A 22306-nucleotide genomic window follows, 5' to 3' on the forward strand; every position below is an offset into this window, starting at 1 on the left:
TAATAAAGAATACAAAGCTATACAATTAACTAAAAAAGATGAAGATATAATTTATCAAACAATAATTAAAAATGATCATAAACAAGTGATTATAGGATATATAGAATTATACAATTTCAATAAACTTTATCATAAATCCTCAAAAAGTATTACAAACGAAATATAGAATTAATTTAAGGGTATAATTTCTTTAAAATAATTTTTGAAATATTAAAAAAAAAAAATGCATAGTTCAAATGCAATATTTTCTTTTTATCGTATTATATTTTATAAACCTAATATCATTTTGAAGTATTAAAAAAATTAATACTTCAAATTTAACTTATCAAATAAAGATTTAAGGAGTAATAAAAATGAAAAAAACACTTGCATTTATTACGATTGTAATGATGATTTTTATTGCAAGCTGTCAAAAAACACCTACAACACCGGATACAGTACCGATATCATTACAGAATTTTACAGAGTGGCTTAATGCTATCAAAGTAACTGATTTCACAGCACAAACAGTAAATAATTCTTTAACTTTAACATCTGAAAAAGAAATGACAGCAGAAACAGCATTAACATCAATAAAAACTGCATTATCTGCATTATCTAAAGAAAATATAGTAATAAACAATATAGATTCATTAACTTGGCAAGAGGAAGTAACATCTGATAAAGAGGGAATCATAAAAGTAAGCGTATCTCCTGCAGAAGGTATGAAGTTTGCTGATGATTTGACTGCTTCTTTAGCTAATAATGAATTTACTATAACAGTAAAACCTTTAGTTTCAGAAGAAGATATATCAATAGACGGTCCAGGTAAGTCTGCCGATATGCCTTTAGATATTTCTCTTTATACAGGAACTGATTATGCTAAAGAAGCACCATTTACAATAAAAACAGGTACAGGAGTATTTATTCATGATATAACACATTCCCCATTAAAATGGGTAGTAGGCATACAGGATATTTGGAATGTATCAAATTTAGAAATATTTAAACCATATATTTCTAAATATGATACAGCACTATATATAGATTATCTAGAAACTTTTAAAATATTAGAGGATGTTAATATTAAACTAAAAACTTCTCAAATATATAAATTGACATTAACAATATCATATAGCAAAGACAATAATACTTTGACTAAAAATATAGATTTGTATGTAAATTTAAAAAAAGATCATCAAATAGTAAATGATAAAGCTATAATAAAAGCATTTATTGAGGGAATATCAGGACAAACTTATACAGGTTCTGAAGAGACTATTAACATAATGATAAATGACAATGTAACATTTAATATGGTTGGCTTATTGCCTTATTTGGCAGAATCATCTAGCGTAAACAAATTAAAATTTTTTGATGTCAGCTATGGAAAAAAAGGAAGCATAAGTTATATAAATAGTATTGCTACTGGTCTCAATAGACAAGATGTAATACAAAGATTAAAAACTAAACTTTTAGAAATAGGAATTAATTGGTCTGGAAGCAGTTTCAATTTTTATATAGCTGAATCAGTCTTTGCAATATCGGCAATTGAGCCTATGACTGTATCAGATAGCTCTTTTGTATTTAGAACATCATCATATAGTGCTATTGATATTACAAAAGGTATAGATATTACTCTTATGATTCCTGAAGGCTGGGTTGAGTGATATAGAAAATATTATTTTATAAATTAAAATCAATCAATATTCTAATAAAAGCCTGTCTTATATTTTAGGTTATGAGGCAGGTTTTTTATTATTTTTTATAAAAATATACTTTATTATTTTGTATATATATGATAAAGTATACAATAAAAATATAATTATATTTAACAATAATATAAAGTTTTAATAATTAATGGTATTTATTATGAAAAGAATTTATCTATTAGTCATGATATTATTTTTTATAATTGTTTTAAATATATATCCCAATACCTCTGAACGTTCTTCTATTGATAAATATCTCCTTCTTACAATTAAAGCAATTATAGACAACTCCCCTATCACTATGCATATAAAAATAAAAAATCCTGATTCTATTATAGATGGTAAAATCAGCAGTATAAAAGGACATTATAAATATGACAGCATAAATATTCCTATACAGTTGGAAGGAAATATTGATAAAAAAAGTATGACTATAAAAACTCCTAATAATGAAATTTTTGCTTTCAATTTTCATGAGAAGCAATTATATGATATTATTAATTCAAAAAGCGAAATATATTTTAATTTAAATGGCAAATGGAGAAATAGAGATAAATCAGCAAAATGCATTATAAAATCTATCAAATTTGTACACTCTATTTATGAAATATATATAGAAAAAGAGTATAAAAAAAATTCAGGTTCTATGGGAGCAATATATATAGAAAATAAATCTTTCGCAATATATAAAGGAACTTCAACTAATATCACATTAAATCAATTAATATCTGAAATAAATAATAATCTTGATGAAAACCTTAAAACTAATAATTATACAAATAATTTAAACTATACTGAATTTGCTGTATTATCAGATTACTTTGATGATAAAATACTTTCTATAAAAAACTATTCTGATGGATATTATGGAGAAAATGGAATAGTTTATAAATCTTATGTAACTATACTTACTATAAATTCATTAGTAAAAATTCATAATTATTTAGGAAATTTGGTATATGATACTAAAGATTTCAGAACTTTTTTAAAAAATAAGATAAAAAAACAAAATTCTAATTATGATAATGATAATTTCGGAGAATATTTTGATGAATATATCACTTCTCTCAATTATGCTGAAATATACTTCAACACTGACGCCTCTGTAACCGTTCACTTTTTCTTCGGTAAAGAAAAACTAGAATATAGCTTTATCAATATAAACATAGAAGAATTAAAGCCCTATATAAAACCTGATAGTTTTTACAGTTATTTATTTTATAAATAGAACCCATATTTTAACTATTAAATATAATAAAGTAATAATAAAAAATAATTGAATGCTAAATATTTACAAATTATATATTTGTGATATAATGGATTAGCAATGCTTTATGTAATAAATAATTTTATATCAACTTCAAACTGGCGATATTTCTTTTATGGTCTAGATATAGTATTGGTTGCTGTATTATTCTATATTATATATATGCTTATGTACAATACAAGAGCTTACAGCATAGCAGTAGGTTTTATAATATTATTTTTTATAACTCTAATAGCAAAAGTATTTGGACTTTCTACATTATCTTGGATATTTGATCAATTCTTCCAAGTAGGACTTATAGCCATAGTAGTGATATTCCAAGCAGAAATAAAGCATGCTTTAAGAATATTAGGCGGAAAAGCATTTTTAAAAAAATCATTCAGATATGATGAAGATCAAATTCAAAAAATATTAAGTGCTACATTTAATTTATCATATAAAGGATATGGTGCTTTAATAGTATTTCAAAGAAATATATCACTGCATTCTTTAGTTGATAGAGCTGTAAAACTCAATGCTGATATATCTATAGAACTTGTTGAAGCTATATTTTTTAAGAATAACCCTATTCATGACGGGGCTGCAATAATAATGGAAAATAGAATAGCAGCAGCAAGTGCATATCTGCCTCTTACAGAAATAGAGCCTCAAATAAAAAATAGAAGATTAGGAACAAGGCATAGAGCAGCACTTGGTATTTCAGAACAAACTGATGCAGTAGTAGTTGTAGTTTCAGAAGAAACTCAATGCGTATCGATTGTTCATAATGGTATATTAGAATATAATTTAAATAGAGAAGAATTAGATAAAAGACTTGGAGAACTTTTAGAGATAAAAAAATGAGCAGCAAAACAACATCAGATTTAAGCAAATTTAGTTTAAAAAAAGCGTTAGCTCGTTTAACGAATAGATTAGGAATTAAATTATTATGTCTGCTAATGTCATTTTTATTATTCCTATTTGTTAGATACCAAAAAGAATATACTAAAGACTATGTTACAAAAATAGATATAAAAAATATTCCTTCAAGATTATTGATTGCAAATGATATACCTGAAAATATTACTATAACTTTAAAAGGATTTAAAGATAATATTTATGAACTTCCTACAGAATTTAGTGCTTATATAGATCTTACCAATGCCTCTATAGGAAGTAATATATATAATGTTAATTTGGCAGGCGATATAGATTATTCTAAAATGAATATTACTGTAAATCCAAGTGAAATACCTATAATATTAGATGAATTGTCATATAAAACAGTACCTATAAAAGTACCTACTGTAGGAATAGCAGCTTATGGACTTACTGTTGATAAAATAATAATAAATCCTTCTAATACGATAATATCAGGACCTAAAACTTTAATATCCTCTATAGATGAAATTAAAACTTTTAATGTAGATATAACAGATAAATATATGGATTATTCATCAATATCAAGAATACATTTGCCTAGAAATATAAAATCAGATGTTTCAAGAGTTAATGTAAATATTATATTTGATAAAGATCTTGATAGAGTAGAGTTCAATGATCTTGCTATCAATATAGATAATTTAAATGGAAAATTTAAAATTAATGATCATAATCCGCTTATAATAAATAAAATAGTTTTAGAAGCTAATAAAATAATGCTTGCAAATTTATCTCCTGATGATATTAAATTATATATAGATTTGCAAGAAATGACTAATGTTGGTATGTACTCAAATGTATCCGTAGAAGCTAATATACCAGTTCATACAAGACTTATAGAAATAGAACCTTCATTCTTCGATATAGAAATAATAGAAAGAGATGTAACTGATACTAATAATATCAACTATACTAATAACAATATAGCGACAAATGAAGAAAATATAAATAATGAAACAATTACTAATGAAAATAGTGTAACTAATGAATAAGGTTAATAAATAAATAATGAAGAGATTAAGATACGGCGATGTATTAATATTTTTATTTATAATTATTTTCTCATTTTTCTATGCTAAGAACTTAATTTCAAATAAAAGCAGTAAAATAATAATAGATACTTATGATAAATCTTTTAGATATGACTTAAATACTGACAGAGAAATTACTGTTACTGGTTTATTAGGCGAATCAAAAATACTTATAAGCAATCAGCAAATTATGTTTGAAAGCTCACCTTGCAGAGATAAACTATGTATCAAGGCAGGGGCACTAAAAAATTCACCTATAATATGCATGCCTAATGGTATATCTATAAGATTTGAAAAAAATATGGAGAACGATATAGAAATAGATTCTGTAGTTCAATAGGAATATTTATGTTATTTTTAGAAAATATAAAATCTCATACTGGCAAAAGAAGAATATACGATATAATATTTTTTGCTTTTTTATCATCATTTATTGCAGCAGTTGAAAATATGTTTCCAAGACCTATACCATATTTCAGAATAGGATTTTCTTTTGTTATTGTATTAATGGTTGTAGATGTATTCACTTTTAAAGAATTATTACTGCTTATATTTATAAAGAATGTTTCTGTTGCTTTAGCATTTGCTTATATATTAACGCCTCCTTTTTATTTGGGATTATGCGGAGGTATAACATCAATAATAGTGATGAAATTAATGAGTTATTTCAAAAATACTTTTTCTGTATTCGGTGTAAGTTTAGCCGGTGCTTTAATAAGTAACTTATCTCAGGCTTTTTTGTCTAAATATTTATTTAAATTACCGGATATAAGATTTTTAATAGTGCCTGTATTTATATTATCACTCATAACAGGAAGCATAGTAGGAATTATAACAATGGTATTATGCTCAGATAATTATAAAAAAGGCCTTAATAATCAACAAAATTAATTATCAAAGCCTTTTGTATTTTACAATTATAATTTATTAACTTTATTATTTTGCACTAGGTTCAAAAATAGTATCTTCATTTAATAGATGCTTATACTCTGTAAGATAATAAGCTATAAGTTCATCAAGCTGTTTTGAATATTTATTTTTTAAGGCTGGACCCTCAATAGGCTTCCATAACATTTCATGTAAAATTTGAGTTACTACACCCTGAAGAGCTGCAGGAACATTATAATCTCCAAAATGATTAAAACCTATATTATGCATATGTTCATGAAACATTAAGCCTGCTACATTGGCATATGTTTCACTTTGCTTATAAGTAAAATAATCTCCAAATAAAACATCATTTAAACTGCCCCAATTACCTGTGGTTAATCCTATCCACTTACCTGTAGGTATATCATTTTCATTTTGAAGTCCATATCTAAGATATCTTGATTTACCTTGTTCACCAGTACCAGTACCGACAGCAACATTCATTTTTCTATATATAAAATTATATTTAAGAGAACGTACGCTATCTATTAATTTTTGAGTATTATATTGTTCTCCATATTGTAAAGTATGTCCGCCATAAGAATCTCCAACAGAAGATTTTAATGAACCTTCTGATGCCTTTACACGTTCAGCAAACTCATCAGTATTAACAGCTAATCTCATAAGAGCCATACATACCAATATATACTTTTTTTCCTCTACTGTAATAACAGTACGTTTATTTAAACGGCTATCCACCTCAAAATTTTCTATACCAACCTGCCAATAAGGATATTTTTTATCAATAGATTCTTTACTATAAACATCAGGCTTTAATGCACCATTATTACAGCTTAATGCAAATAATGGAAATAAAAACAAACAAAATAAAAATAATTTTTTAACATAATCAACTCCGCTTTCAAGTATTTATTATTTTAAACTAGGATCAAAAATAGTATCTTCTAACAACAAATCTTTATATTCAGTATAATAATAAGCTGTAAGCTCATCTAACTGTCTAGCGTATTTATCTTTCAAATCCCCAGATAATATTCTATAACCAAGCTGTCTTACTATATCATCAAGAACATAAGCACCAGGATGTCCGAAACCAATATTATGCATATGTTCATGAAACATTAAAGGAGCAAAGTTACCTATGTTATTATATGACCAAAGCAGCCAATTAGCATTTACAAAACCAACCCAATCTCCTATAAATATTTGATCTTCCGGCTGAATACCATAACGTAAATATCTAGAGTTACCTACAGTTCCAACTCCTCCTGCCTGATTAGCGCTTGTTTTTTCATATATAAAATCATATTTTACCGTACGTATTATTTCAGTTACTCTGTCAGGATCATATTTGTCTCCAACATTTAAAGTTTTTCCATTATATGAATCACTTACTCCTGAAATTAATTCATCTTTTTTAGATCTTACAGCACCTGAAAATTCCTCTGAATTGACAACAATTCTTAAAAGAGCCATTCCTCTTAATATATAACGCTTCTCTTCTACAGTTATAGTAGTATAAGTTTTTTCATTTTGAGATATTTGAAATCTGGAAACACTTACCTGCCAATATGGATATTTTTTATTTATAGATTCTTTACTATAATCATCAGGCTTTAATGCATTGTTATTACAACTTAATATGAATAAAGAAAATAAAAACAAATAAAATAAAAATAATTTTCTCATCAATTATTCTCCTTACTATATTAATTATAAGGCAATATTCTTACGCCAACTTGAAAACCTATATCAAAACTAGATATAGTTTGTCTTGTTATTTTAGCTATACTTTGATTATTTAACATAGCATTTTTAAAAGACATACCGAAATCGCCACCTATATAACCACCCAATACAAGTCCGAATTTTTTATCACTATAAACTTCATAATCTACAGAAAATCTAAGATATGGTATTATAGGAACTTCAAATAAATTTTTTATCTGAAATGCATTAAAATCTTCTATATTTTTATTCATATTTTTAGTATCATAATTGATAGAAGCTGACATAGCTCTGGCAAACAGTGGTACTTTAATTCCAACATTCAAACCAAATGAAAATTTCTTCCAATTAAATTTAGGATATATACCAAATGACATACTTTCAAATGTATATGCATAAACATTTTCATTTTTCTTATCTGTGCTTATTCTATAAAATGAAAATTCATCATGATTATATCCTAATTCACCTAAAACACTGATACTAAAATCTTTATTTATATCGAATCTATACCCTATATGAACTAAAAAACCCGCATCAAACCCTACACCTGATTTTCTATCCGACTGCTTTATTGCTGATTTTAAATCATTTTCCTGCTGTTGAGTAGGATTTTTATTAGTTAAACTATATTGATTTATTCCAATACTTAACCCTAATGGAACAAATACTCCTATTTCAAGACCGCTTTTAGCAAAAAGAGTAAAGCAGCTTAAAAACATTATTATAAATATATTCAATAATTTTTTCATAATTTTCTCTTTATTAATTTTCAACATTCTTAATTCATAGGTCTTATCTTAGTACCTACCTGTATACCAAAATCCACGCTTGCTATATTTTCTATAGGTGCATCGAGTTGATTATTATTTATTTTTGAACCTTTTATCTGATATCTCAAACCAAAATCATAATCAATATATGCCCCTACAACTATATCAAAATTCCTAGATGTATATACTGAATAATCTAAAGTTAATTTCAAATACCCCATTACATTTGAAGTAAAATAATCTTTATAATTCTTCGTATCAAGCATCTTTATGGTTTCAGTTGTATAACCCAATGTTGGATTATAACTTGAATTATTAATAGTACCGGATAGAAATATTTTCATTCCCACGCCAATACCGAAAGAAAATCTTTTATAATTAACTTTAGGAAGAATACCAATAACAAGACTATCAAAAGTATAATAACGATAATTCTGAAATTTAAGTACCTGAGACCCTGTATTACTACTATCTTTCAATCTATAATTAAAAGTATCTCTGCTGTATCCAAGCTCTCCCATAAAACTAAAACTAATTTCTTTATTTAATTCTAATCTATAGCCTGCCTGAAATAAAGCCCCAGCATCATACCCAATATGGGAGGTTCTAGTATTATTTGTAACATATGAATTGTACGCAGCTGCCTGCTGATTATCCAAGCCTGAAGGAGCTTTGTCATAATAATGAATTCCTATGTTGAAACCTAAAGGAACAAAAACACCCAACTCTAATCCGCTTTTTGCAAATACCGAATAAGAAAGAACAAATAACACCACTAATATTTTACATAGTTTCATTGTAACCCTTAATTTTTAAATTCTAATTTTTATAATAACACATATTATAATATTAATCAAACGGTATTATTAGTAAATTAATTAGCAATTTTTATTATTGTAATAATAACCATTATTTTATATAATAAAATTAATCAACATTTATAAATAAAAAGATAATAAATTATGGATATATTTTTTGAAGAATACATAAATATAAACGGTATAGAACAATATTTTATACATTACCCTAAAAAATCAAATACAACTTTACTATTTTTACATGGCGGCCCGGGAGAAAGCGAATCATATTTTTTATATAAAATGCATTCAAAAACTCAAAATTACAATTTAGTATACTATGATCAAAGGGGTACAGGAAAAACTCAAGCAAAAAATAAATCAAAAGATAAAGATATAACTATAGAAAAATTGCTCATAGATTTAAAAGAAACAATTAATTATGTTAAATTAAAATATAATTCTAAATACATTATTTTACTTGGTCATTCTTGGGGAAGTGTTTTAGGAATTGAGTTTATAAAAAAATTTCCTAATTTAGTTTCTGCCTATATTGGTATGGGACAGGTAGTTAATTTCAAAATAGGCGAAAAAACAGGATTTGACTACTGTTATAATATTGTTCAAAAAAGTAACAATCAAAAATATATAAAAAAAATAGAAAAATTAAAAAATTATCCCTTTATCATAAATAAAAATAATGTATTTGAAATATTTAAAAATTTCAGAGAGATACAAGTAAAATACAAATTAGCCGGATATTATGAAGGCAATGATAAATTAAATAAAATCATTAAACAAAGTCCTATATATTCATTTAAAGATATGTTTAATTCTAATTCACTAATACTAAATCAAAACATTATATATTATCTAATTGATTATGATACAACTAAATTCACAAACTTTAATATACCTATGTTTTTTATATGCGGTGCTAATGATTGGCAGGTACCAACTGTTGTAGTAAAAGAATACTATAAAAATATAATAGCTCCTGACAAAGATTTATTCATAGTAGAAAATGCAGGACATCTCCTTAATATAGAAAATACAAAAGATTATAATATTATAGTAGAAGGTATATGCAGCCGAGTAAGCGGAATTTAATTTTATAAATTTATTAACTAATAATTTTTATTTAGAAACTGCAGAATATCCCAATTTTCTTGATTCTTCAAAATAATGTTTACTTTTCTCTGTATACTCTTTCATCTTCTCTGCTGTGATAGTTGTAAGTTTTGCATATTCATCATAAACCAATGATAAATAATAATAACTTTCAGCCAAAACAGAATTAGATTTATTATTTTTAATAGATTTCAAAAAACTATATTCAGATTCTTTTAAATCTTTCACCTGTTTTTCTAATTTGTATTTATAAAGAGATGTTATACCGCTGTTATTCAAAAGATAAAAATTATCCTTTTCTAAATTAAGTCCATGCTTTATATCTTTTTCAGCATTATCTAAACTCTCTATATCATTACAAATTTTATAATCTGTTAAATATAGCCATCCTCTATTTATATAAATAGAAGTATTATTATTATCTATAGCAAGTGCTTTATTATAATTATCTAAAGACATTTTAAAATATTTTTTATCTCTAGTGTTTTTATACTTTTCATTATAAAGATCTGAATATATAAGCAATGTACTTAAATCATCTTTATCATTATTATCATTGACTACTTTGTTATAATCATTCAAAGCTAAATTAAAATAATTTTCATTAGATGTATAATGATATTTTTTTGTATAAAGAACTGATCTATCTTTTAATGTGTCTGTATTACTATATCCATTAAAACTATTAATATCTATTATTTTATTATAGTCTTTTAAAGCAGCATCAAAATATTTATCTTCTGAAGTTTCTTCGTATTTTTTATTGAATAGCAATGCCCTACTTTTTAATACGGCTATATTATCATCATCGAAACTCAATATCTTTGTATAAATATTTATAGCATTATCATCATTTCCATTTTCAACCTCTCTTAAAGCCATAAGAGATAATTCATTTATATTTAAATTCTCATCATTTTTATTTTTCTTTATAACATTCCAATATACATTATCTGCATTTTTATTGTATTTGTAGTAATTATTTTTTAATACAAGTTTATCTCCGTCATTATTTGTATCAATAATATTTTTATCATCATCTAAAGAATTAATAATTCCAGATGTATCTAATTTATTAATACTTTCATTTTTATTATCTTCGTTACCATTACCACTATCTTTATTGTCCTTATCAAAGAAACGTACATCAGAATCTGCATTTTCTAATGCTTCAGAATTATTACCCCTAAATAAAAACATAGAAGCAATAATAGTAAATACAGTGCCTGCAAATATAATAGCTATAGTTCTAGTATCTACATTTAATAATCCGCTGTTATCTATAATTGAATTGAAACTATTAACATGAGGAGCAATATATTCCTTATACTTTATCTCTAATAAATAATCTAAATTTTTCTTTATATTATTTCTATTTAGAATATCATTTTTATTGCTTAATTGTGTATTAGTTTGTATATTATTTTTATATGAATAACTTCTTGAATAAGTATTTGAGTTATATATCCAATAGCATATTCCCGCAATTAATAAAACAAGGAATATAATTGTTAACATAACACCATTTGAAGAAGATTTTTCTATTGCAGGTTCATAATTTTCTTCAGTTTTTATAAAATTATGCTCTTCTTCCATGCAAAAATCCCGATATTAAGTAGATTATTTATCGGATTGCATTTCATAAAAAAAATAAATATGATAACTTAATCGTATTTTTTTAAATCTTATTATTCTCGTAATATTCTTTAATCATATTAATAATTTTTTCATTACCTGTATCATAAGCATAATCTAAAGCAGTATTTGAATCATTATCTTCAAAATTTATATTAGGCTTATATTTAAGCAGAATATCAATTATATTAGTATTTTCTCTAATAATTGCAAACATTAATGAACTTTTACCATCATTACTTGCAATATTAATATCAGCATTATTATCTAGCAAAATATTGACAACATCTTCATAACCATTTATAACAGCCTGTATTAACGCAGTATATCCCATATTATTTTGATGATTAATATTAATAGTATCAAGCTCTAATATTTTTTTTACTATATCCGTACTCTTAGAAAAACAAGCCTCTATCAATACATTATTACCATCATTATTTACTTGATTAATATTAGCAGCATTTTCCAATAAAATATTAAAAATATCATAATGTCCCCCAGCAGCGGAAGCCATAAGGGCACTATATCCAAAATTATTCACTATATTTACATCAGCATTATTTTTTATAAGTAAATCAACTATATCCTTAAATCCATTAAAAGAAGCAATCATCAAAGGAGATATTTTATCACTATCAAGCATGTTAGGATCAATTCCATTATCCAATAACTCTTTTACTCCTTTATAATCATTCTGCTGAACGTATATAAAAATTTTATCCTCATCTTTATTAATATCATATTTATTAGCACTGCTTATATACTCTGAATATAAAAAACTATTAAATATGATAAATATTAAAATTAAATATATTTTCATAACAATATCCGTAATAAATTTACAAATATATATAACGGATTATATAGAATTATGTTAAATATTTTTATAATTGACAAAATACACATACAAGGTATAATAAAAATATGAATACAGCTATATTTGAAATAATAATGTTTAGCCCAATACTAATCGCCATAAGTTTAATAATTTTATTATTCTTTATTCTTTTATATTATTTTATAAAAATAATAAATGCTCTTTTTATGAAATTCTTTCATATAGACAAAAAATTAATAGATAAAGTTCATATAATTTCATTTGTATCCATCAACATATTAATTAGTGCTTATTTTCTAATTAATCTTTTATATAAAATAAATACTTATGGAACAGATTTAAATACATTTATGGATAAAGATAATCAAGTGTATCTTGGAAATATAATATTTACTTTTTCTTTGATATTAGAAAGTATAATTATTTCTATTATTTGTATTTTTCTAAATAAATTTAAATTATTTAGAAACGGTTTTTAAATAATCTGCTGCTTCTTTCTGCTCTTTACGAATGGCAAATTCTAAAGCTCTCTCTCCATCTTTATTTTTATGCTCTATATCTGCCCCATTTTCTATTAATAATTTCATTGTTTCAATATCATTTACACCAGCAGAAAACATTAAAGGCGTTACAAGCTTAAAATTTTTAACATTAACATCAGCACCGGCTTCAACTAATGCCTTAATAATATTATATTCTTTTGTAAGACATGCATAAAGCAATGCAGAAAATAAAGGCTTATCTCTTAAATTGACATCAGCACCGCTGTCTATTAAATACTCAGCTATTTTTACTTGCTTCTCTGCACAGGCAAACATTAAGGCTGTTATTCCTGTTCTACTTCTTGCATTTAAATTAGCCCCTTCTTCTACTAAAAGTTTGGCTATATCAAAATAACCTTTCTTAGCACAAATCATAAGTAATGTAAATTTAGATTCTTCATCTCTAGCATCTACCAAAGTATTATCAGATGCTAAACATTTTTTAACATTATCTATATCATTATTTTTTACATACTCAACTATATCAGACATTTTGATAAAGCCCTTTTAATAAAATCAAAAATTATTGCCATTTATAAGATTCTACAAACATAGTAGATATTGATATACAGGCAACAGCCCAAATTAAAAAGAATATAACATTCTGTATATCTATCATACCTTTAGTAAAATCAGAAAAGTATGTAGTTATAGAAATAGCATTCAATATCTTGCTTGCTCCTGTAAACATTTCACTAAGCCAATTTATTATATAGGCAAATATCCCCATAGATACGCCCAAAATAGCAGCTACTAACTGACTTTTAGATATACTTGTTGCTATAAGTCCTAATCCAAGTATAGCAGTACCTAAAAGAAATAATCCTAAATATCCACTGAATATTACTCCTATATCAGGCTTACCAAATACCATAAGAAGTATAGGATAAACAAAAGTCATAGCAAGCAATGATATATATACTACTAATACAGATAAATATTTTCCTATAACATATTGAAGCGAAGTAATAGGTGCTGTCATTATAAGTTCAAAAGTTCCTGAAGCTCTTTCTTCTGCTATAAGTTTCATACAAAGAATAGATAAGAATAATATTGTAAAAAACCCAATATTATACATAGTGTTTTCCATAACAGCCAATCTGCTATAATAAATTTCTATAGTAAAAAAGTATCCTGTCAAAGCAAGATATATAAATCCCAATATATAGTATAATGGCGATACATAAAAAGATTGAATTTCTCTTGAAAATACAACATATATATTTCTCATTTATATTAACCTCTTATTAATTGTTTATCTATTTTATATTTATTATTCATTATTTTCTGCACTCAAAATTGCATCTCTGATATATTTAGATTTATCAAAATCTTCATTTTTCTTTTTATCAGTAAAGTAAATGAATACTTCTTCTAATGATCTTTCTTTAGCTCTTATCTCTAAAACATCAAAATTATTATTAACTAAATGCTTAACTATTTGGGCTCTTGAATCATTTCCTCTTTCACACTCAATAAGAATATCACCATAAGAATTAAGTTCAGCCTGTACAACTCCATTAACTTCCCTAACACATAAAAGAGCATCATTATATCTGCCAGCTACTTTAAGTTCTATATTGCCGCCTAATATTTCTCTATCCATAGCCATTTTCAAACCTTCAATAGTATCTTCAGCTATTAATTCTCCGCTATCTATAATTAAAGCTCTTTCACAAGTATCTTCTACTTCGCTCAATATATGAGTAGAAAGTATAACTGTTCTAGTTCCGCCTAAACTTTTTATTAATGATCTTACCTCTATTAATTGATTAGGATCCAAACCGCTTGTAGGCTCATCTAATATTAAAACTTCAGGATCATGTATTATTGCCTGTGCTATACCTGTACGCTGCTTATAACCTTTTGATAAATGTCCTATTATTCTGTTTCTGTATTTTGTAAGTCCTGTTATTTCTATAGTATTTTCTAATGCAGTCTTTATATGCTTTCTAGGTATGCCTTTAAGTTTGGCGCAGAATCTAAGATAATCTATAACTGTCATTTCAGTATATAGCGAAACATTTTCAGGCATATAACCTATTCTTTTTTTAATTTCTATAGGATTATCATAAACTTCATAATCATCTAAATAAACATATCCGCTTGTAGCTGGAAGATAACCTGTAATTATACGCATCATAGTGCTTTTACCAGCTCCATTCGGTCCTAAAAATCCTACTATCTCTCCCTTATTTATAGTATAGGATACCCCTTTTAATGCTATATGTTCCCCATAATATTTAACTATATTATCAACTTTTATCATTAAAAATCCTTTAAATATTTATTACAATAAAAGAATGCTGTATTATACAGCAAAACTCTAATTTATCAACATATTTGTTAATTATTATATTATCGCAAAATAATAATTTTTCAGTAATAAAAAATTATAATATTAAAGACTGTTTTGTACTAAATTCTATAATTGTATCATCGAAATAAATAAAAAAGTCTGCCTAAATTAGACAGACTTTTTTTATTCAAAATTAAATTAATGTTTTTATTTACTAAAATTACTGAGCTGCAGTATCAGTAGTAGTTGTAGTATTGTTGTTTCCGCCATCTGATGAAGGTTTGATATTTTTGATAGCATCAACAGCAGCTTGTCTAACAACTATAAAATATTGTTCATTTTGAGCTAAATCTATCAAATCGCTTAAAGCAGCTTGATCACCTATTTTACCCAAAGCAACAACAACTTCATAAACTATAGCTTGAGTTTTAGCTAATCTTAATTGGAAAAGTAAAGCAGCTACACCTTTATTACTTCCTATTTCACCTAATGCCTGAGCAGCAGCTATAATGTTAGATGTTTCTTGTTCAGAATATAACATTTGAGATATATATTCTACAGAAGTTTCTGACTTAGCAGCTTTAGCAGCTTGTAAAGCCTGATAACGAACCATAGAATCAGAATTCTGACTAGAAGGTGCATTTAAACCATAGCTTACATATCTGTTAATTGCTTCTAATAAATTTTCAGAACTAGCACCTTTTTCACTTAAAGCTTTAAAACACATAGCTTTAACTTGAGGACTGCCACCTTCTATAGCTGATATCAAAAGTTTTTCATCTTGAGCAGCCAATGCATCCACAAAATTTTGAGCTAATTGTTCTCTTGGCTTATTGCCTGTAGTTCCTGTATCTGTAGTAGTAGTTGTTGTAGTATCTTGAGCAAAAACAGATGATAAAGAAAATGCAAACATTAATGTTACGATAAATACTTTCTTGAGCATTATACAACCCCTTAATATATTAACTTCCACTAATAATACTATTATTATTCAATAATTGCAAGTAAATTTAAAAAATTTATAAAAAATAATCATGTATAAAAATACTATATTTTTCATATCATACAAAATTTCTTCTTTAAGAATTAATTTTTTAATTATTATTAAATAAATTCTTTATATTATCTATTTATCTATTGCAAAAAGATGTATGTGTTTTATAATATATAAGTAACATAATATATTATAAAATAAAAAAATAATAAGGGGGTACTTATGAAAAAAATAATTAATGATGTAAGTAACATAATATTAGAAGAACTTCAAGGAATGGAAAAAGCATATTCTAATATATTAAAAGTTAATTATGATCCTATATATGTAACAAGAGCAAGTAAAAATAGTAAAGTATCCCTAGTTTCGGGCGGAGGCTCAGGGCATGAACCATTACATGCCGGATTTGTTGGATATGGTATGCTTGATGCAGCTTGTCCTGGAGAAATATTCACCTCACCTACTCCAGATCAAATGGAAGAAGCAGCAAAATCCATAAATAATGATAAAGGTGTGCTATTTCTAGTAAAAAATTACACAGGCGATGTTATGAATTTCCAAATGGCTGAAGATTTATGCAAAGCTGATGGTATAGATGCAAGAAGTATTATTATAGATGATGATGTATCAGTAAAAAACAGTTTATATACTACAGGAAGAAGAGGAGTCGGAGCAACTGTATTTTTTGAAAAGATATGCGGTGCTTCTGCTGAAAAAGGAGATAATTTAGATAAAGTTTTAGAATATGCTAACTTCTGTAAAGAAAATGCACGTTCTATGGGTATGGCTCTAACTTCATGCACAGTTCCTGCTGTTGGAAAGCCTACATTTGATATATCTGATAGTGAAATAGAAATGGGTATAGGAATACATGGAGAACCTGGAAGAGAAAGAACAAATATAAAAAAATCTTCTGAAATAGCTGAAATAATGATGGAAGCTATATGTTCTGATATACCATATAAAAATGGAGATGAAGTAATTTGTATGGTTAATGGTATGGGAGCTACTCCTTTAATGGAACTTTACATACTATATAATGATGTTGCTAAAATAGCTGATAAAAAAGGAATAAAAATAATAAGAAACTTAATAGGTAATTATGTTACCTCTATAGATATGGCAGGTGCTTCTATCAGTTTAATGAAAGTAAATGATGATATATTAAAACTTTGGGATTATCCTGTACATACTGCCGCTTTAAGATGGGGTATATAATTAAATAAATTTATTTCACATAACTAATAATATTGTAAAAAATAATAGCAATTTCATTAGTTATATATAAATACAAGTTTATTGTATTAAAAATATTAGATATATATAAAAAATTGTGAGAGTTTACTAATTTTATTTAACTATAAAGCTAGGTATAAAAATTGTGATATAAGCCTTTGCTTAATATATGTATGATGAGTTAACAATTTTTATTAGCAATAATAAAAAATACTTTTTTATTATAATTGAAAAAGCTAGCATAACAACAATAAAGGAGATATTTTATGTGTAATAATACAAAAATAAAAGAATGGCTTATTAATCTATCTCTTGTATACGATGAAAATAAAGATTATCTTACTCAATTGGATGCTGACATAGGAGATGCTGATCATGGAATAAATATGAGCAGAGGTTTTGGTTTTGTTAGAGATGCTTTAAAAGATAATGATTCTGCAATATCGGCCATATTCAAACAAACAGCAACACTTCTTATAAAAAATGTAGGCGGAGCTTCAGGTCCTTTATATGGTACTTTCTTTCTTAACGCCAGCATAGTTTCTACAAATAAAGAAGAATTAACATTAAAAGATATAACAGAAATTTTTAATAAAGGAACAAATGCCATAGCAGCATTGGGAAAGTCTAAAGAAGGTGAAAAAACTATGCTTGATACATTATTTCCTGCATTAAATGCTATGAAAGAAAATAATGAAAGCATAGAAGATTTTAAAAGCAAAGTATTGATATCAGCAGAAAATGGAATGAAATCAACTATAGATATGATTGCTACTAAAGGAAGAGCTAGTTATTTAGCTGAAAGGAGTGCAGGACATCAAGATCCTGGAGCTACTTCTTCATTTATGATGATAAAAGAATTAATAAATATTTTATAAAAAATTAATTAAAAGGAATTAATGTGGTTAGTTTAATATTTGTTTCACATAGTTATAAACTTGCTAAAATTGCAGCTGAATATATAAAAGAAGTTACTAATATCAATAATGTGGATATATCATTTTCAGGCGGAACTGGTGATGATCATAAAGAAATTGGTACGGATGCAGTTGACGTTTTTAATGCTATAGAAAGAGTATATTCTGATGACGGAGTTATAATATTTTGCGATTTGGGAAGTGCTTTAATAAGTTCCGAACTTGCAATATCTATGCTTGATGAAGAAAAATCAGCAAATGTAAGAATTACTTCAGCACCTTTCATAGAGGGAGGAATAAACGCTGCAATACAGTCTTCATTGGGTAAAAATATAGATGAGGTTATTAATGAATCTCTCGAAAGTTTAACTCCAAAAATATCTTATGTTAAAGATAAAGTTGATTATAATATAAACAATGATGCATTAGATGATATAGAATTTAAAGATTATGTAAAAGGAGAATATAAGATATTATTGGAAAATGGTTTTCATGCAAGACCTGTTTTTATGTTTATTAATTTAATAGCTAATTCAAAAAGTGAAGTTTATATTTCTAATAAAACTAAGCATAAACCTCCTGTATCTGCTGATAGTATCACTAAAGTAACATTATTAAATATAGAATATGGCGATGTAATGGAAATATATGCCAAAGGTCCTGATGCGGATCAAGTTTTAGAAAGATTTGAATATTTAGTAAATGGGAAATTTGAAACTAAAAAGAAAACTCTTCAGCAAAAAAATATTGATAATAATGCCATTGTGGTTTCAGATGGACATGTAAGCGGTAAAGCAACCTATATGTATTTTGGTATCAATGTTAAAAAAGAATATATAAAAGATACAGAAGCTGAAAAAAATAAATTTAATCAATCAATAGAAAATGTTAAAAAAGATCTTTTAGAACAAAAAACAATTATAGAAGAAAAAAATCTGCAAAATAATGAGTATCTTATTTTTGAAACTTACATATCAATGCTTTTTGATGATTATGTTTTAAAAGAAGTATATGATTTAATAGATAATAAAAAATATTCTGCAGCTTACTCATACAATAAAGTTATGAGAAATATATTCAAAAGTTTTGATTCTTTAGATGATGGATACATAAAAGAAAGAAAATATGATATAGAAGATATACTACATCAAGTTTTAAAATATTTATTAGATATAAAAATTAATATGCCTGAAGAAGATGATGTAATATTGATAGTAGATAATATATATGCTTCTATTGTAACAGAGATAGGACAAAATATAAAAGGTGTAATTTCTATCAATGGAAGTGCTGTATCTCATGCTGCTATACTTTTAAAATCATTAAATATACCCTATGTTATATACGACTCCGCTATGCAGTTAAAAGGAAAAGATATAGTTATAGATACTAAAAATGAAGAAGGAAAAATTATTTATTTAAAAAAATAATAGCTTTTACTATAATAATTTTATATTGTTTTATAAACATATCATGGGTATATAATTTTATATAAAATTTGGAAAAGACAATGAATTTCAATACTATCATCATAGTTGTAATAGTAGCTATAGTAATATTATGGCCTATTATGAAAAAAATAACTAAAAACATCAAAATAGAAAGCTCAGAAAATATACATATAGCTTGCTTATACGGTGATCTTTCAAAAATTAAAAGATTAATAGCATCTGGTGTCAATATTAATTCTAAAGACTTCAGCAATAAAACCCCTTTAATGTATGCTGCTGAAGATGGTGCTATAGAAACTATTGAATATCTTATTAAAAATGGTGCTAATGTGAATGACATAGATGTGCGAGGAGATACTGCCTTAATAATAGCCGTAAAAAATAATAATATCAAAGCCTCTCAAATGCTTATAGAAAATGGTGCCGATTTAAGAATAAGGAATGAAGATAATAAAGATGCACTTAATATAGCTCAAGATTTGGGATGCAAAGAAATTGCCGAGTTTATAGAAAATAAAAGAGAAGATATATAAAATACCTTCTCTAATATTAAAATTCTATTTATTAATTATTATTATTACTCCTTGTTATATTTGTAGATCCGCATATCGGACAATGTGATACTGAATCTTCAATTATATCATCAATTTGAGAAATATCATCATCTTCTGATATATTAATTTCTTTATCGTCTACTGCCCAAAAATTAGAACAATCTTTACAGTAGAAATGTATTAAATATTCTCTATAGGTTGGATAATTACCTTCTATTTTTCTATATCCATCTATAATGTTATGAGCCATAGTTCCTCCTTTTACTGTATCTGAAAAGAATTTAATATTTTTTTATAAAAAGTCAATATTTTTTTGTAAATTATTTTTGATAAATATTTTTTTATATAAATATATAATCAAAATTTATTTAAAATTGTAAAAAAATGATATTGTTTATAAATAATATTTTACATAAAAAAAATATATAAGTTTTAATTAATACAAAAGGATTTCAAAAAATAGGAGAAGCGTATGACAAAAAAATTAAAACTTTTCATTTCTGTAGCATCTTTAATGATGCTTTCAAGTTTAATTTTAACAGCAGAGGATATGCCTATACAAGCTAATCAATTACCTCAAAATGCTCAAACTTTTGTGAAAACTAATTTTCCAAATGATCAAATAGTTTATGCTGAGCAGGACAGACAATCATACAAAGTAGAATTAGCTAGCGGTGTAGAAATTGATTTTGACAAACAAGGAAATTGGACTGATGTATCTGGAAATAATAGACCTATACCTACTAAATTTATACCTACAGCAGTATTAAAAAGTGTACAAGCAAAATATCCTCAGATAGAAGTTCTAGAAATAAGCAAAGAATATAACAGCTATAAATTAAAATTAGCAAATAACAGAGAAGTTTATGTATCTAATAACGGACAAATAACAGGCGATAAATTAGATTAATAGCATAAAAAATCAATAAAAAGCCGGTATATTTATATATGCCGGCTTTTTTAATTATCAAAAATTATTTACAAAAATACATATATATTTACCTTTTATTTACTTTTTAACATTTTAAGTAAATTTTATTTAAAAATAATGTAAAATAACTTGACAATACACCTTTTATGTACTATCATATAAGTATAACGAAAAATAAAAGGAGTTATTTTATGAGAAAACATTTCAAACAAATTATTTTAGTAGCATCTATAATGATGTTGTCTGTAGTTAGTGCTTTTGCTGCTGATATGGCTATACAAGCAAATCAGCTTCCAAAAAAAGCACAAGATTTTGTAAAAGCTAATTTCACAAATGACAAAATAGTTTATGCTGAGCAAGATAGACAATCATACAAAGTAGAATTAGCTAGCGGTGTAGAAATTGATTTTGACAAACAAGGAAATTGGACTGATGTATCAGGAAATAATCAGCCAATAAATACAAAATTTATACCTTCTAATATTATGAAAACTGTAGAAGCAAAATATCCTCAAGTACCTGTATTAGAAATAAGCAAAGAATATTTAAGCTACAAATTAAAATTAGGTAATAATAGAGAAGTTTATGTTGATAACAATGGTAAAATTGTAGGAGATAAATTAGACTAATAGCAAAGTAAAATAATAATAAGGGCTGACAATTATTTGTCAGTCCT

25 protein-coding genes are annotated in these 22306 nt (G+C 25.7%); 14 read left to right on the forward strand and 11 right to left on the reverse strand.

Annotation, left to right across the window (positions count from 1 at the left end; all coding sequences use genetic code 11):
- Window positions 1-353: 353 nt before the first annotated feature.
- The 6 genes from BINT_RS10845 to BINT_RS10870 all read left to right on the forward strand — a co-directional run bounded on the left by BINT_RS10845 (window position 354) and on the right by BINT_RS10870 (window position 5801).
- Entirely contained in the window at window positions 354-1649 is a 1296-nt protein-coding gene (locus tag BINT_RS10845; RefSeq protein WP_041177421.1) for a hypothetical protein, read from the forward strand.
- Between the two features lie 202 nt (window positions 1650-1851).
- Window positions 1852-2919: a hypothetical protein gene (locus BINT_RS10850; protein WP_041177422.1), complete on the forward strand. Its 1068-nt coding sequence runs from the start codon at window positions 1852-1854 to the stop codon at window positions 2917-2919.
- Window positions 2920-3018: 99 nt separating this feature from the next.
- Entirely contained in the window at window positions 3019-3801 is a 783-nt protein-coding gene (gene cdaA, locus BINT_RS10855) for a diadenylate cyclase CdaA (protein WP_041177423.1), read from the forward strand.
- Window positions 3798-4871, forward strand: coding sequence for a CdaR family protein (locus BINT_RS10860; protein ID WP_041177424.1), 1074 nt, complete (start codon window positions 3798-3800; stop codon window positions 4869-4871). The genes cdaA and BINT_RS10860 overlap by 4 nt, the downstream gene beginning before the upstream one ends.
- Window positions 4872-4887: 16 nt before the next feature.
- Window positions 4888-5250 carry a NusG domain II-containing protein gene (locus tag BINT_RS10865; protein WP_014488627.1) on the forward strand — a complete coding sequence of 121 codons (363 nt, stop codon included), beginning with the start codon at window positions 4888-4890 and terminating at the stop codon, window positions 5248-5250.
- Between the two features lie 8 nt (window positions 5251-5258).
- Window positions 5259-5801 (forward strand): Gx transporter family protein, encoded by a 543-nt coding sequence (locus BINT_RS10870; RefSeq protein WP_014488628.1) that lies wholly within the window; start codon window positions 5259-5261, stop codon window positions 5799-5801.
- A gap of 45 nt (window positions 5802-5846) precedes the next feature.
- Here the strand turns inward: BINT_RS10870 and BINT_RS10875 are convergent, their stop codons facing one another.
- From BINT_RS10875 to BINT_RS10890, 4 genes are read right to left on the reverse strand one after another with little or no spacing between them, the layout of a single operon-like run.
- Window positions 5847-6662 (reverse strand): hypothetical protein, encoded by an 816-nt coding sequence (locus tag BINT_RS10875; protein WP_014488629.1) that lies wholly within the window; start codon window positions 6660-6662, stop codon window positions 5847-5849.
- Between the two features lie 51 nt (window positions 6663-6713).
- Window positions 6714-7490 carry a hypothetical protein gene (locus tag BINT_RS10880; protein WP_014488630.1) on the reverse strand — a complete coding sequence of 259 codons (777 nt, stop codon included), beginning with the start codon at window positions 7488-7490 and terminating at the stop codon, window positions 6714-6716.
- Window positions 7491-7510: 20 nt separating this feature from the next.
- On the reverse strand, window positions 7511-8281 hold the full coding sequence (locus BINT_RS10885) for an outer membrane beta-barrel protein (RefSeq protein ID WP_041177631.1): 771 nt from the start codon (window positions 8279-8281) through the stop codon (window positions 7511-7513).
- Between the two features lie 29 nt (window positions 8282-8310).
- Window positions 8311-9099 (reverse strand): hypothetical protein, encoded by a 789-nt coding sequence (locus tag BINT_RS10890; RefSeq protein ID WP_041177425.1) that lies wholly within the window; start codon window positions 9097-9099, stop codon window positions 8311-8313.
- Between the two features lie 165 nt (window positions 9100-9264).
- Between BINT_RS10890 and BINT_RS10895 the strand changes: the two genes are divergently transcribed.
- Window positions 9265-10209 (forward strand): alpha/beta fold hydrolase, encoded by a 945-nt coding sequence (locus BINT_RS10895; protein ID WP_014488633.1) that lies wholly within the window; start codon window positions 9265-9267, stop codon window positions 10207-10209.
- 27 nt (window positions 10210-10236) lie between these two features.
- Here the strand turns inward: BINT_RS10895 and BINT_RS10900 are convergent, their stop codons facing one another.
- Both BINT_RS10900 and BINT_RS10905 read right to left on the reverse strand, forming a co-directional pair.
- A complete protein-coding gene (locus BINT_RS10900; RefSeq protein WP_014488634.1) occupies window positions 10237-11826 on the reverse strand; it encodes a tetratricopeptide repeat protein in 1590 nt (529 codons plus the stop codon).
- 82 nt (window positions 11827-11908) lie between these two features.
- Window positions 11909-12688: an ankyrin repeat domain-containing protein gene (locus tag BINT_RS10905; protein ID WP_014488635.1), complete on the reverse strand. Its 780-nt coding sequence runs from the start codon at window positions 12686-12688 to the stop codon at window positions 11909-11911.
- Between the two features lie 104 nt (window positions 12689-12792).
- Between BINT_RS10905 and BINT_RS10910 the strand changes: the two genes are divergently transcribed.
- The gene (locus BINT_RS10910; protein WP_014488636.1) at window positions 12793-13185 is read left to right on the forward strand and encodes a hypothetical protein; all 393 of its coding nucleotides are present in this window, start codon (window positions 12793-12795) and stop codon (window positions 13183-13185) included.
- Here the strand turns inward: BINT_RS10910 and BINT_RS10915 are convergent.
- The 4 genes from BINT_RS10915 to BINT_RS10930 form a co-directional block, all read right to left on the reverse strand.
- Window positions 13165-13740: an ankyrin repeat domain-containing protein gene (locus tag BINT_RS10915; protein WP_014488637.1), complete on the reverse strand. Its 576-nt coding sequence runs from the start codon at window positions 13738-13740 to the stop codon at window positions 13165-13167. The genes BINT_RS10910 and BINT_RS10915 overlap by 21 nt on opposite strands.
- Window positions 13741-13771: 31 nt before the next feature.
- Window positions 13772-14479, reverse strand: a complete 708-nt coding sequence (locus tag BINT_RS10920; protein ID WP_014488638.1) for an ABC transporter permease — start codon at window positions 14477-14479, stop codon at window positions 13772-13774.
- 42 nt (window positions 14480-14521) lie between these two features.
- Window positions 14522-15517: an ABC transporter ATP-binding protein gene (locus tag BINT_RS10925; protein WP_014488639.1), complete on the reverse strand. Its 996-nt coding sequence runs from the start codon at window positions 15515-15517 to the stop codon at window positions 14522-14524.
- A 250-nt stretch (window positions 15518-15767) separates the two neighbouring features.
- Window positions 15768-16490, reverse strand: coding sequence for a HEAT repeat domain-containing protein (locus tag BINT_RS10930; RefSeq protein WP_041177426.1), 723 nt, complete (start codon window positions 16488-16490; stop codon window positions 15768-15770).
- Window positions 16491-16763: 273 nt separating this feature from the next.
- Here BINT_RS10930 and dhaK point away from each other — a divergent pair, with 273 nt between their 5' ends.
- From dhaK to BINT_RS10950, 4 genes are all read left to right on the forward strand, one after another.
- Window positions 16764-17759: a dihydroxyacetone kinase subunit DhaK gene (gene dhaK / locus BINT_RS10935; protein ID WP_014488641.1), complete on the forward strand. Its 996-nt coding sequence runs from the start codon at window positions 16764-16766 to the stop codon at window positions 17757-17759.
- Window positions 17760-18043: 284 nt separating this feature from the next.
- Entirely contained in the window at window positions 18044-18655 is a 612-nt protein-coding gene (gene dhaL / locus BINT_RS10940) for a dihydroxyacetone kinase subunit DhaL (protein ID WP_014488642.1), read from the forward strand.
- 23 nt (window positions 18656-18678) lie between these two features.
- Window positions 18679-20124 carry a dihydroxyacetone kinase phosphoryl donor subunit DhaM gene (gene dhaM / locus BINT_RS10945; protein WP_014488643.1) on the forward strand — a complete coding sequence of 482 codons (1446 nt, stop codon included), beginning with the start codon at window positions 18679-18681 and terminating at the stop codon, window positions 20122-20124.
- 80 nt (window positions 20125-20204) lie between these two features.
- The gene (locus tag BINT_RS10950) at window positions 20205-20678 is read left to right on the forward strand and encodes an ankyrin repeat domain-containing protein (protein ID WP_014488645.1); all 474 of its coding nucleotides are present in this window, start codon (window positions 20205-20207) and stop codon (window positions 20676-20678) included.
- 31 nt (window positions 20679-20709) lie between these two features.
- Here the strand turns inward: BINT_RS10950 and BINT_RS10955 are convergent, their stop codons facing one another.
- On the reverse strand, window positions 20710-20949 hold the full coding sequence (locus tag BINT_RS10955; protein WP_012671924.1) for a hypothetical protein: 240 nt from the start codon (window positions 20947-20949) through the stop codon (window positions 20710-20712).
- A 222-nt stretch (window positions 20950-21171) separates the two neighbouring features.
- Here BINT_RS10955 and BINT_RS10960 point away from each other — a divergent pair, with 222 nt between their 5' ends.
- Together BINT_RS10960 and BINT_RS10965 are read left to right on the forward strand one after the other, a co-directional pair.
- Window positions 21172-21609, forward strand: coding sequence for a PepSY-like domain-containing protein (locus tag BINT_RS10960; RefSeq protein WP_014488646.1), 438 nt, complete (start codon window positions 21172-21174; stop codon window positions 21607-21609).
- Window positions 21610-21821: 212 nt separating this feature from the next.
- The gene (locus tag BINT_RS10965) at window positions 21822-22259 is read left to right on the forward strand and encodes a PepSY-like domain-containing protein (RefSeq protein WP_014488647.1); all 438 of its coding nucleotides are present in this window, start codon (window positions 21822-21824) and stop codon (window positions 22257-22259) included.
- The last annotated feature ends 47 nt before the right edge of the window (window positions 22260-22306 follow it).

Source organism: Brachyspira intermedia PWS/A, assembly GCF_000223215.1.
Taxonomy (GTDB): domain Bacteria; phylum Spirochaetota; class Brachyspiria; order Brachyspirales; family Brachyspiraceae; genus Brachyspira; species Brachyspira intermedia.